The sequence below is a fragment of the Flavobacterium sp. genome (genome assembly GCF_031363805.1).
Classification (GTDB): domain Bacteria; phylum Bacteroidota; class Bacteroidia; order Flavobacteriales; family Flavobacteriaceae; genus Flavobacterium.
Genome location: NZ_JANLVD010000019.1, coordinates 1 through 13,089, shown reverse-complemented (window position 1 = coordinate 13,089; position 13,089 = coordinate 1). Strand labels below are relative to the sequence as shown.

The 13,089-nt window shown below is 31.2% G+C and carries 14 protein-coding genes; 3 read left to right on the top strand and 11 right to left on the bottom strand.

Features of this window, described 5'->3' with window-relative positions:
- Positions 1-10 precede the first annotated feature (10 nt).
- Positions 11-1,609 (top strand): SusD/RagB family nutrient-binding outer membrane lipoprotein, encoded by a 1,599-nt coding sequence (locus RMN92_RS01195; RefSeq protein WP_309607636.1) that lies wholly within the window; start codon positions 11-13, stop codon positions 1,607-1,609.
- A 67-nt stretch (positions 1,610-1,676) separates the two neighbouring features.
- On the top strand, positions 1,677-2,411 hold the full coding sequence (gene rlmB / locus RMN92_RS01190; protein WP_309607635.1) for a 23S rRNA (guanosine(2251)-2'-O)-methyltransferase RlmB: 735 nt from the start codon (positions 1,677-1,679) through the stop codon (positions 2,409-2,411).
- Between the two features lie 317 nt (positions 2,412-2,728).
- Here rlmB and RMN92_RS01185 read toward each other — a convergent pair whose 3' ends face one another.
- On the bottom strand, positions 2,729-3,544 hold the full coding sequence (locus RMN92_RS01185) for a rhomboid family intramembrane serine protease (protein ID WP_409024841.1): 816 nt from the start codon (positions 3,542-3,544) through the stop codon (positions 2,729-2,731).
- A gap of 112 nt (positions 3,545-3,656) precedes the next feature.
- Between RMN92_RS01185 and RMN92_RS01180 the strand changes: the two genes are divergently transcribed.
- Positions 3,657-4,934 (top strand): replication-associated recombination protein A, encoded by a 1,278-nt coding sequence (locus tag RMN92_RS01180; protein ID WP_309607634.1) that lies wholly within the window; start codon positions 3,657-3,659, stop codon positions 4,932-4,934.
- Between the two features lie 68 nt (positions 4,935-5,002).
- On the opposite strand, the gene RMN92_RS01175 is transcribed toward RMN92_RS01180, so the two are convergent.
- The 10 genes from RMN92_RS01175 to RMN92_RS01130 form a co-directional block, all read right to left on the bottom strand.
- Positions 5,003-5,716, bottom strand: coding sequence for a hypothetical protein (locus RMN92_RS01175; protein ID WP_309607633.1), 714 nt, complete (start codon positions 5,714-5,716; stop codon positions 5,003-5,005).
- A 1-nt stretch (position 5,717) separates the two neighbouring features.
- Positions 5,718-6,404, bottom strand: a complete 687-nt coding sequence (locus RMN92_RS01170) for a YjjG family noncanonical pyrimidine nucleotidase (protein WP_309607632.1) — start codon at positions 6,402-6,404, stop codon at positions 5,718-5,720.
- Position 6,405: 1 nt separating this feature from the next.
- On the bottom strand, positions 6,406-6,888 hold the full coding sequence (locus tag RMN92_RS01165) for a hypothetical protein (RefSeq protein WP_309607631.1): 483 nt from the start codon (positions 6,886-6,888) through the stop codon (positions 6,406-6,408).
- On the bottom strand, positions 6,881-8,077 hold the full coding sequence (locus RMN92_RS01160) for an FtsX-like permease family protein (protein ID WP_309607630.1): 1,197 nt from the start codon (positions 8,075-8,077) through the stop codon (positions 6,881-6,883). Before RMN92_RS01160 ends, RMN92_RS01165 begins: the two co-directional genes overlap by 8 nt.
- Positions 8,078-8,082: 5 nt before the next feature.
- Complete coding sequence (locus RMN92_RS01155; RefSeq protein ID WP_309607629.1) at positions 8,083-8,712, bottom strand: ATP-binding cassette domain-containing protein; 630 nt, start codon at positions 8,710-8,712, stop codon at positions 8,083-8,085.
- Positions 8,713-8,949: 237 nt separating this feature from the next.
- Entirely contained in the window at positions 8,950-9,408 is a 459-nt protein-coding gene (locus RMN92_RS01150; RefSeq protein WP_309607628.1) for an RES family NAD+ phosphorylase, read from the bottom strand.
- The gene (locus RMN92_RS01145) at positions 9,408-9,911 is read right to left on the bottom strand and encodes an antitoxin Xre-like helix-turn-helix domain-containing protein (RefSeq protein ID WP_309607627.1); all 504 of its coding nucleotides are present in this window, start codon (positions 9,909-9,911) and stop codon (positions 9,408-9,410) included. Before RMN92_RS01145 ends, RMN92_RS01150 begins: the two co-directional genes overlap by 1 nt.
- Before the next feature lie 54 nt (positions 9,912-9,965).
- Positions 9,966-10,655 carry a RadC family protein gene (gene radC / locus RMN92_RS01140; protein WP_309607626.1) on the bottom strand — a complete coding sequence of 230 codons (690 nt, stop codon included), beginning with the start codon at positions 10,653-10,655 and terminating at the stop codon, positions 9,966-9,968.
- Between the two features lie 4 nt (positions 10,656-10,659).
- Entirely contained in the window at positions 10,660-12,330 is a 1,671-nt protein-coding gene (locus RMN92_RS01135; RefSeq protein WP_309607625.1) for a hypothetical protein, read from the bottom strand.
- Between the two features lie 10 nt (positions 12,331-12,340).
- Positions 12,341-13,089 (bottom strand): glutamate ligase domain-containing protein (locus RMN92_RS01130; RefSeq protein ID WP_309607624.1); only part of this gene is annotated, 749 nt, incomplete at its 5' end.

Here is a 13,089-nt window from a genome sequence, read left to right as displayed (position 1 = left end):
AAATTTTATTATGAAAAAAATATTTTTATTACTTTTTGCATCAACTACGATGCTTATATCCTGTAATGATTATTTAGATGTAAATTCTTCAACTAATAATCCACATACAGATGATATTGCTCCTTCTGCATTTCTTGCGTCAGCTTTGTCTACCACATATAGAACTCAAGCTGTAGCTATGAATGAATATGGTAGTGTAATGACCAATAGTTGGGCTGGAAATGTAAATGCATTTACTGGAGGATACAGAACTGAATTTACCTTGAATTTCAATACAAATACTCGTTCTGTTATATGGGATAATTTATATACTGGCATATTCAATTATAATAACATTTTAGTGTATCCAGATCCTTCAAATGAATATGGCAATCATAAAGCTATAGCTAGAATCATGAAAGCATTTTACATGCAGTATATTGTTGACTTATACGGCAATGCCCCTTACAAGGAAGCATCGTTGGGTTTAGGAAACTTAAGACCAAAATATGATGATGACAAGGATATATATAAAGATTTGTTATTACAACTTGATAGAGCAAGAACAGATATTGCTGCAAGTACGGCTTCTCTAATTCCTGCTGGAAACGAAGATATTGTATTTAGAGGTGATATGACTGAGTGGGCTGCATTTGCTAATACTTTAGAATTAAAAATTTTACTTAGAATGTCTCAATCAACTGAAGCTGACGTGGTAGCATTAAGAACTTCAAGAATTGCAGCATTGTCAGGCAAACCATTTCTTACAACTGATGCGGCTATAAATCCTGGATATAACGGCGATTCTAGTCAAGGTCAAAACCCACTTTACCAAAATTGGGGAGCAAATAAAGACGGATCTTCTGCAGGAACAAATAGAAATTTTACGGTGGCTTCACAATATATTGCTAAAGTTTTAATGGGAACAGAATCAAATACTCATGTAAATTCTACTGGTATTTTAGATCCTAGAAGAACTCGAATGTTTGCTTCCCTTGCTACTGGCATTGTAGGTATAAATCAAGGCGATGTTACTTTGGTTGCGGGTGGAACAGCTCCAGCAGCTGCTTCTAGACTTGGAGGCGGCGTAACAGGTTATCTTGGAGTTGACGCTACAGATAGATACAATAATGGATCTGGAAAAAATGGTTATATAATGCTTGCATCTGAAAGTTACTTTTTGCAGTCTGAGGCATCATTTAGATATCCTTCATTTGGAGGAAACGCTAAAACTCTTTTTCAATCAGGTATTTCAGCTTCATTTAATCTTTATAATGCGCCAATTGGAACATATACATTTCCAACTCTTATTGTAGCTGCTCCATATATTACAGCGACAAATAATGTTTTAGGTTTAGGTTGGGATGGAACTCCTAACAAATTGGAAGCAATTATGACTCAAAAATGGCTAGCTGTTACTGGAATTAATGGTATTGAGCCATTTTTAGATCAAGTAAGAACAGGCTTTCCAGCTAATCCATTTGCAATCACCGCACCAGCTGGTGCAGTTAAACCAAAAAGATTATTATATCCTGCGTCAGAATACACTGCGAATTCAGCAAATGTACCTAATGTAGTATTATCACAAATTTTTGTAGTTAACCAATTTACACCATTTTGGGTAAATTAAATTGATTATACATTTTATTTCAAAAACCACCAGTCAAAAACTGGTGGTTTTTTTATACCTTTGCCCCATGGAAAAAGAAAACCAAATATTTGGAATACGTGCTATTATTGAAGCCATAAATGCTAAAAAAGAAATTGATAAAGTTTTTATTCAAAGTGATGCACAAAGCGAATTGATGCAAGAACTATTGAAGTTAATGAAAAAAAATAGCATCAATTTTTCTTATGTTCCAGTTGAAAAATTAAACCGATTAACACCGAATAACCATCAAGGTGCGGTGGCAACAATTGCTCCAATCGTATTTCAAGATTTAGAAAAATTGATTGATAAAGTTGTAGAAAGTGGTAAAAAACCTTTGTTTCTTATATTGGACCAATTGTCTGACGCTAGAAATTTTGGTGCTATTATTCGTACTGCAGAGTGCACAGGTGTGGATGGTATTATTGTACAAAAACAAGGTTCTGCCCCTGTAAATGGTGATACTGTAAAAACATCTGCAGGTGCAGTTTTTAATGTGCCAATTTGCAAAGTAGACCACATCAAAGACGCCATTTTTTTGCTACAAGCCTCGGGTATAAAAACTGTTGCTGCCACAGAAAAGACAGAAAGTAACATTTATGACATTTCTCTAAATGAAGGTGTTGCTATTGTTATGGGAAGTGAAGACCGGGGTGTAAATCCATCGGTTTTAAAAATTGTAGATGAAAAAGCGAAACTACCTATGTTCGGAACTATTGGTTCACTGAATGTATCGGTGGCTTGCGGTGCATTTTTGTATGAAACAGTTCGTCAGCGTTCTTAGCTTTTAAAGAAATAAAAATTAAATCTCAATTAATTCAAGTTGCTGGTTAATCTTTTTGTACAAATCATAATCAATGACTTGATAATAGTGGTGAAAATTATTGTAGGCTAGATTCATAATATTCATTTTTTTGAGACAGATTTTAGAAATTTCTAAAATCTGTCTCAAAAAAAAATATTCCGCTTCTATAGTTGATTTAAATTATAGCTTAATTAAACAGCAACTTAAATTAATTATTATAGGGTTGAACTTAGTATTTAACGATAATAAATTTGTATCAATATTCTAATCAAAAAATATTTTTTTACCATCTTAACTTATTTCTCTTTAAAAAAATAATTAATTTTAAAAAAAGAATCTTCTTCTTCTTCAGTTTCAGGTTCTTTCTTGATTGGTGCAAAGTTTCCATTTTCGTCAAAGTGTTTCATGAATTCATCTTGCGATGGATCAAAATTTGGATGTTCCCAGTCATACCTTATTGGTTTTTGGTATTCGTGCGTTTTGGTATAAAGAGCTAGAAAATAGCCAGCAATAAATCCTGACAAATGACCTTCCCAAGAAATATCTTGTTCGGCTGATGGGAAAATATACCAAATCATGCCGCCATAAACTATAACAATAGCAAGTGACAAGGCAACCAATCGAAAATATTTTGACTTAATTCCTTTAAAGAAAATAAAACTGACCAAAACATATATTAATCCGCTTGCACCAATATGGTAGCTTTCTCTTCCAATAAACCAAGTTCCTAATCCAGAAAGTACAATTCCAAAAAACAAAACTTGAAACGATTGGTCTCTGTAAAAAAACCGCAATGCAGCCAACAGAAAAAATAATGGTATCGAATTGTTGAACAAATGCTTAATATCGCCATGCAAAAACGGACTGAATACAATTCCTTTTAATCCAGATACGGTTCTTGGCAATATTCCAAAATGTGAGAAATCGCCTGGAAAAATGATTTCCAAAACAAATACCAACCAAAGAGTCAGCAATGCATAAAGTGGCCAAGCTAATACTGATGTTGAAAATTTAAAATCGGTTTCCTTCATAGTAGATAATAGATGATAGACTAAAAGATAATAGATATTCTCAAAAATGCAGCCAAAATTAATTTTGTGATATTTTGTCATAATTGTTTATTTGGTTATTGGATTATTTGTTGATTTAAAAACTGAAATGTCATAAATTTGTAAATTCTTATATCGAATAACCAAAATAACAAATAACCGAATCAACAATCAATTGGAAGCACCTTTGGCAGAGCGAATTCGTCCGCAACATTTACAAGATTATATTAGTCAGTCGCATTTGGTAGGCGAAAATGGTTCGTTGACGCATCAAATCTCCAAAGGAATTATTCCATCATTAATTTTTTGGGGTCCGCCAGGTACTGGAAAAACTACGTTGGCACAAATTATTGCACAAGAATCCAAACGCCCATTTTACATTTTAAGTGCCATAAATTCTGGCGTAAAAGACATTCGTGATGTCATTGATAAAGCAAAGCAAAGTGGCGGATTATTCACCGCCAAAAATCCAATTTTATTTATTGATGAGATTCATCGATTTAGCAAATCGCAGCAAGATTCGTTGTTGGCTGCAGTGGAAAAAGGCATCATCACTTTGATTGGCGCCACAACAGAAAATCCGAGTTTTGAGGTTATTCCTGCATTATTGTCAAGATGTCAGGTGTATGTTTTGAATGCATTTTCTAAAGAAGATTTAGAAGCACTTTTAAATCGCGCTATGACTACTGATGCATTTTTGAAAACTAAAAATATTCAATTGGTTGAAACGGAAGCCTTGCTGCGGCTTTCAGGTGGCGATGGCAGAAAACTATTAAACATTTTTGAATTGGTTGTCAATGCTACCGATAGCGATTCGGTTGAAATTACCAATGAAAAAGTAATGCAACTGGTTCAAAAAAATACTGTTTTATATGATAAAACAGGAGAACAACATTATGATATTGTTTCAGCATTTATAAAATCTATTCGTGGGAGCGACCCAAATGGCGCAGTATATTGGCTGGCTAGAATGATTGAAGGTGGCGAAGATGTTAAGTTTATTGCAAGAAGAATGCTTATTTTATCCAGTGAAGATATTGGCAATGCCAATCCGACAGCTTTTATTATGGCGAACAATACTTTTCAGGCCGTAACAACAATTGGTTATCCTGAAAGCCGAATTATTTTAAGTCAATGTGCAGTTTATTTGGCTACTTCTCCCAAAAGTAATGCGAGTTATTTGGCCATTGGCGAAGCTCAAAAAATAGTGAAACAAACTGGCGATTTGCCTGTTCCTATTCATTTGCGAAATGCGCCAACAAAATTAATGAAGGAATTGGGTTATGGCGATGAGTACAAATATTCTCATGATTTTAGCAATAATTTTACTGAACAAGAGTTTTTACCTGATGAAATTTCAAAAACTGTTTTTTATAATCCTGGTAATAATTCCCGAGAAAATGGAACCCGAGAATTTTTAAAAAACCGATGGAAAGATAAATATGGATATTGAGAGAATTTCGAATTACGAATTACGAATTAAAAATTTAATCAATTCCCCTGTAAACTGACCACTGACTACTAAAACTTAAGTTCAATTTGTTCAGAAATTAATTTTTGGTTTATATAATATTCAAAAAACCAGCCTTGATCCTTTTGAAAAACTATACCCATTTTATTATCAGATTTTGCAATAAAATAATTTGGATTTGTAGTTTTCATTAAATTTAAAACAGCTTTGGTTTTACTGTGCAAAAAATTAAATCCATTACTGGAAGTCTGCATTTCAGAGTAAGCTTGAATTGAATTATCTGTTTTAGCTTCAGCTTTTGAAGTAGTAATTATCGCTGAATTTGGCTGTTCTGTTTTGGCTTTATATTGGTAAATAAAATCCTGAATAGATTTCAAAGCTATCTGCAAAGCTTCATTATAAGCTGGGGCATATTCTTTTATTCTACTACTTCCTTCTTTTGAAGTTAACAAAGCATTATTTTGACAATCTATTACACTAACTATTAATTTGGTGGTGAACATATTATTATTTTCATCAATATTAATGTACACTTTACTGCAATTATTGTTTGCTAAATCTTGTGTCAAAGCTTCATCATCATAAAAAACCTTCAACCCTTTTTGTTCAAAAAAAGCTTTGGTAGTTGCATTTATTCTGTATTGGTTTTTCTCTTTTTGAAATTTAAATTTTGATGGAAGAATAGCGTATTTATAATTATTTAACGATGCTTGAGCAAATGTTACACTTGAAACCAACAATAATATAAAAGTATATATTTTCATTTTAAAATATTTTTTTGAGTTCGATTAATGTATTTATTTGATGAATATTTGGATTGATTTCTATTTTATTTGAATTAAAAAAAAGCGCCTTGATTCCAAAATTTAATGCGCCATTTACATCTGCTTCCAAACAATCGCCAATCATGATGCTTTCTTCTTTTTTGGCAACTGCTTTTTGCAAAGCATGTTCAAAAATAATAGGATTTGGTTTTTTTACACCAGCCATTTCAGAATTGGTAATGGTTTTAAAATAATGTTTGATATTTGAATTGCCCATTTTTTTATCCTGAACATCATGAAAACCATTGGTTATAATATGCAAGTTGTATTTCGAACTTAAATAATCCAACGTTTCAATGGCTCCGTCAAATAATTCAGTAAACTTTGGCAAGTATTCAATATATTGATGCGAAAAAAAATCTATAGTTGATTGATCCGTTTTATAATCTATCAAATCGAAAGTTTCTTTTAAGCGTCCATAACGAAGTTCAGACTGTGTAATTTCATCTTTACGATACATTTCCCAATATTTCACATTGGTCGGAATGTAATAATGCAAAAAATCTTTCAGATTGATGTCGATTTTATTTTCATTGAAAATTCTTTCAAAAGCGAATCCAGAATTTTTATCAAAATCCCAAAGTGTGTGGTCTAAATCGAAGAAAATATGCTTAATATTCGAATACATTTTAATTTCCTTTTACAATTACTGCATCTTCAATATGGTAAATCCAGTCTTCCACATTGTTTTCATTCACTCTAAAATTGCCTTCTAGTGTGACGTATTGATCGGTTTTGAGTTTCATTTTTCCAGCTTTAAACTTGATTCCCATAATAGTTTCTGGCCCAGCTTTTCCACAAAAAAAACATGAAGCAAATACATTTTTACTCAGCGCATAATTCACATTGTCTATTGGAACAATAAAACCTGACATTAAGATTTTTTTGCCACTTTTTTTCTTCAAAATTTCATTTATCACAGGGAAATCAATTTCTCCGTAGTCTTTGTGTTTCTTTTTGATGAATTTAATTTGACCCAAAATTTTCCAATTTAAGGAATCTGAGATCATTTTGTTTTGTTTCTCGATTATCGTTTTATTTTCAATTTTTTTAGATTGAAAAGACAATAATCCTAAAAATATAAATATTACAATATATTTTAAATTATGCATTGGCTAATGTTTTTGAAATATTCATTGTATACGCTTTTAAGGCAGGAATTAATGCTGCCAAAACGCCTACAAATATAGTGACTAATACTAAAATTCCTTCCAGATTCCACACAAACTCTAATGGATTGAATGTCATTTTAAATTCATTTTCTGATGATTTTGATATAAACACCAAAGCTATTCTACCAATAATTGTTCCAAAAATATATCCTATGAAACACAAAACCAAACTTTCTATAAGTACCAAGGTCAATAATTGAATTCTACTTGCACCATTCACGCGAAGTATGGCAAATTCATATTTTCTTTCTTTTAAACTGTTATACAAAGCCACAAAAATACTAATTCCTGAAATAAACATTATCCCAAAAGCCAAATATTGCAATGCCTGCAATCCAATTCCGAATAAACTAAACAATCTATTAATCTCTATGGCTGGCGAAGCCGCTTGCATTTGGGTGTTTTGTGCTATTAATCTTGGCCAAAGCACAATGCCCATTTTATTTCTAAATTTAAGTAAAACAGCCGTAATTTCTTTGTCTTCTTCATGATTTTCCGCTTCGTGTTCGTGATCATTTTCATTATGCATTGCCCAAACACTTTCTATATTGGAAAGAATTAAATTATCGATTACTTTTCCTGTTGCAGATGCAATTCCGACCACGATATATTTATTTTCTTCGTGCTTCTCGCCTTCTTTAGCATCGCCGTGAGAACCAAAAAAAGAGTCTCCAATCTTTATATTTAACTTTTTGGCAATTTCACTTCCTATAACTACTTCAAAATTTTTATCAAAAATTTTTCCTGATTGAATTTTTGAGTTAAACTGATTTAAATATGTTGGTGTTGTGCCAACAATCTTAAAACCTAAATAATTATCGCCAAAAGCAAGTGGAATTGCGGTTTTTACAAACGGATTTTTCATCCAAGTTTGCGCTTCTTTAAAATTTATATTTCCTGTTGGAGCATCTACTTGATAAACAGAAGATAAAACCAATTGCAACGGACTTCCTTTGGCTCCCAAAACCAAATCTATATTGTCTGCATTTTTAGAAAACTGGTCTTCAAATTGTTTTTGCAACAATATTAAAACCGTAATAATGGCTACACTCGAAGCCAATAAAATAATACTCAAAATAGTATTGAGTGGTTTGAACCAAATGTTGCGCCAAGCCAATTTTAAAATCATTTTGATTAAATTAAATTTATTTGGTTCGGGAATTTATTTTTTAATCGCAAATCATGTGTCACAATTACCAAGGCTGCGTTGTATTCTTTGGTCAGTTTTTCTAATAAATTGGCTACTTTAAAAGCATTTTCATCGTCTAAACTTGAAGTGGGTTCATCTGCCAAAAGCACCTTGGGTTCGTTGATTAATGCTCGAGCAATGGAAGCTCTTTGTTGCTGACCAACACTTAATTGAGAAGGTAATTTGTTTTGAAATTCTAATAAATCTAATTCTTGCAAAAGCTTTTTTGCTTTACTGGTATTTTTGTTTCCAAAAGCCAACCAACTTGCCATTTCTATATTTTCTAAAACGGAAAGTGATGCAATAAAATGGGATTTCTGAAAAACAATGCCAATATTTTGACCTCGAAATTGATCTTTACTTTTATTTGAAATCGAATTTATATTGACTTCATTGATAACAATTTCACCTGATTTTGATTTTAACAATCCTGCCAAAAGATGCAAATAAGTAGTTTTACCTTTGCCTGAATTTCCAGTAATTAAAACGGTATTTGACGCTTCACAGTGCAAATCAGGAAACTGAAAAGTTTCGCCATTTGGATAAGAAAATGCAATTTTTTTGGTGGTAATCATTTTTACTTTTAATCTTGAAGCAAGATAGTGATTCAAAAACAAATAAATTCTTAAAACCTCAACTCACTTAATAGTATATTTCTATTTTTTAATACATAGATTCATAGCGTATAGTGATAAAAAAGTCGCTTCGCTCGATTTTAGTTGACATAGCTATGTGAAAAATTTATTTTTTATGCTATGAAAGTCTTATTTTCTAAATTCTATGTGGTAAAAAAAAACTGTAAAGTTAAAGTATTACCCAAAAATTCTTTTATCGAAAGGAAAATCGACTTGATCTATAATTTTTATTTGTTTAAAATCTTCGTGATACGGATTGATTAGCAAATTATAATCGCCTTTTACCACAGCCGATGGCACTTTTAGTATGCAAGCTTCATTCCTTTTTATAAAATCTTCACCCAATAATTGTGTGGTGAAGCTATGCGGAAAAACATTCCAACCTTTTGGGAGTTTTTTTTCATCTAGAAATTCAATTGGAATGCTCTCTGGAACATCAACTGTTAGCATCACAAAGTCTTTTGGTAAAGTGGCAAGCGAAAGATGAACAACCACTTCCGCCATTGCCAATGCCCTACTTTGTGCTGTATAAATAATTTCGGTTCCTTTAAAATTCCATCTGGCACCAAACATGGAAGCGCCTTTTCCCGAAAGTTCGATTGGATATTTTTTTCTGGCCAATCTAAAAACTTCCATTATATAAAAATACCTTGATCAATTTTGTATAATTCGCCTAGAACCATTTCTTTCCCATAAGAATCTTTGAGTAGTTCCATAGGTTTTAAATTTCCCAAAGCAAATGACGGTGCGTTTAACCAAGAATAAAAAGAACTTTCATCATCAAAAACTTCATTTCCTAGATTGGTCACTTCTGCCAGTTCAAATATTTTTTCGGATTGGATTGGTTTGAAAACAAAACTTTCTTTGGCTTTATTTCTTTGTAAAGATTTTGTGGAAATTCCTAAAAAACCAGCCCAATCTTCGTCATTGAATGGGGTTTTTTCTTTAATCAAACTAAAAAAATCGAACGAAACACCTTCTCGAATGGCATGAACCAAAAGCATACGGTTTTTAAAAAAATCGTTGTAAGTAATGTTTTTATTGATTAATTTGTAACCACTTTCTTTTTCGACTTTAGTAACATAAACGCGAACAGCTTTGTCAAGTTGAACAGTCTGATTTAATTTGATTGCTTCCATAATAAAGACATTTGTCTACAAAAATAAGACATTTGTCTATTCAAACCAAATACTTTAGAATATATTTTCATCTTGGAAACTAAAATAGCCATTTTCAGTAATAATAATGTGATCCAAAACCGAAATAGAGAGCTGATTTCCAGCTAATTTTAATTCTCTAGTCAAAGTTTTATCGGCATCGCTGGCTTCCAATTTTCCTGACGGATGATTGTGTGTGAGTATAATTCCAACTGCATTTTGTTCGAATGCAATTTTAAAAACAATTCGAACATCGACTACAGTTCCAGTAATTCCACCTTTGCTGATTTGTGATTTATAAATAACTTTGTTGGCATTATTAAGGTATAAAACCCAAAATTCCTCGTGAGGCAATTCGCCAATAATAGGTTGCATTACATCAAAAACTGCTTTGGAAGAAGTGATTTTTTTAAGTTCGACCACTTCTTCATCTTTTCGGCGTCGTCCAAGTTCTGTAGCGGCAATAATCGAAATGGCTTTGGCTTCGCCTATTCCTTTGAAAGTCATTAACTGCTGAATGGACATTTTGCCTAAAACATTTAGGTTATTATCAACGCTGGCTAGAATTCGTTTGGATAATTCCACGGCACTTTCGTTTCGACTTCCAGAACCAATAAGAATGGCAATTAATTCGGCATCGCTCAAAACCTGTTTGCCTTTTAGCATTAGTTTTTCGCGAGGCTGGTCGTCTTCAGCCCAATTTTTTATAGTAAGGTTTTGTTCCATAATATTATTTAGCTTGAATAACTTTTACAAATTCTTCATAAAAAATACTATTGCCGTATCTTGTTTTTCCTTTCAAAAAGGTTTCAATAATAATTGTTTCGTATCGTTCTAAAATCCATAATATTAACTTTTCTCTGTATTCAACATTTATTGTTTTGGAACTATACCATTTACTTTCAATATCTGTTAAATTGATTAAAAAGGCTAGTTTATCTGTTAAGTACATTTCTTCTTTATACTCAAAAAGTAAATCATAATTTGTGTATGAACATATAGTTTCAATCATTTTGCTATATGCATTTTCAGAATTTAAGATTTGATAATAAAATAAAACCGCCTGTTTTGACTTACTAAATATTCGTTTTACTTTTCCTTGCAAATTAGACCTGAATTTGTTGTAATAAGGAGTTTCCTTATTTGCTTTGATCAGCATTAAACCTTCAAAATCAAAATCAAAAAAAACGGTGTTGGTCAATACTTCAACAAGTTTAGTTTGATTTTTTTGGATTGAGTAAATATTTTTTAGCCTTTTCCAATATTCAATGTTAAATTCAACATAACCATTTAGTCTAATCTGGTGAACGGAAAGAATTTCGGCTTCTTCCAATTTATTGATTTCTAGAAGAGCATCAATTAATTTTAGATTAAAACTATTTTCATACCTGAAAGATTTAAAATATTTAAAATTAGATTCAAAAAGTTTATTCTCAGATAAAACATCCAATATAAAATTACTAAATAATAAACTTGGGGTTTGATTGTTTTTTATCAAAAATAAAAAGAATGCTTCAAGCTTTTTTGCAAAATAAAATCTTCTATCATTATTATCAGATGTGTTTGTATAAATAGAAGTTACAAAATTAAATGTACTGATGGTCAATGAGAATTTTGAATCGTAAAAGATAGTTTCAAAAATTAAATCAACTATTTCTGTCCATTTATCATAATCTTTAAGCAAATAAATTTTTGAATTAACTTGATTTGAAATTTTTTCAACAAACCGCTCCACTTTTACACTAGTTAAATAATATCGATTATGAAAATCAGATAATTCGTCAATTATAAAAAATAATAAGTCTAATCCTTCTTTTTTTGAAATATTATCTTCACAAAAAACGACTACAGGTTTTAATGTAACATCCAATAAATCAATAATTTTTTTTAGCTCACTATTTTCAATACTTTTTTTGTTTTTAATGACTGATTTTATCGAATTGTCTATAAGGATTTTAACTTCTTTTGAGTTAAATTCCTTTTTATCATTAGAAAATTCGTTTACAAATAATAATTCTAAATCTTTGTTTTTATTTAGTAATTGAATAACCCAGTTCTTTAGAATATTTACATCAATACCAGAAATAATTTCTTCGGCTTGCGTTAATTTTTTCTTTCTAGCTATTTTATTACTAACATTTCCTTTTGCTGATAAATAGTTTAGAAAAACTATTTTATGAATACAAAGATTGGATTTCGATCCACAATCACACGCCGAACTAATAATTTCTTTGTTGATTGATAAAATTATTGAAACATCATAACTATTTCTATCTTCATCCACGTATGCAACAAATGAATTTGGTTTCAATTCATCAATGTCTCTAACAATTAGTTTTTGACTTTTTTTTAAGGTTGATGCGTTAATGTTTTTCGAATAATTTTGCAAAGTTATTTCCATAAAAAAACATTTATTCTATTAAAGTTTTAATCTCATCAAAATTCAATCCTCCATAATTTCCTGAACTCATTAACAATAAAGCAGAATTTTCTAAATTTAAATTAAACAAATAATTTTTAAAATCTGTTGGATTGGTATAAATAATTAAATCTTTACGATTGAAAGCCGTAGCAATTTGCTCATAAGTGACTTCTTCCAATTGTTTTATTTTTACAGCATCGGGCGAATAAAAAACTATAGCAACATCAGCAAATTCAAGTGCGCCTTCATATTCTTTCAAAAATTCAGCGTTCAAACTACTGTAAGTATGCAATTCCAAACAAGCCACTAATTTTCTATCTGGAAATTGTTCTTTTACTGCTTTGGTAGTTGCTGCAACTTTGCTTGGCGAATGCGCAAAATCTTTGTAAGCTACTTTTGTTTTGCTTTCAGATATTTTTTCCAAACGTTTGGAAGCACCTTTAAAACTGGCAATAGCTTCGTAAAAATCTGCTTGATCCACACCCATATTCTGGCAAATCCATTTGGCACCAGCCAGATTATTTAGATTGTGAGCTCCAAAAACTTCAATTGGCATATCGCCTTCTGGCGTTTCTAGAAGTGTAATTCCGTTTTCGACTTTATAATTTGGCGTTGCATAAGCCAACTTTCTTATTGGATTTGTAGCAGCTTGGGCAACACGTTTTACTTCCGAATCGTCTTCATTGTAAACTAAAATTCCGCCATTTGTAATTTTTTGAATGAAAATTTCGAATTGTT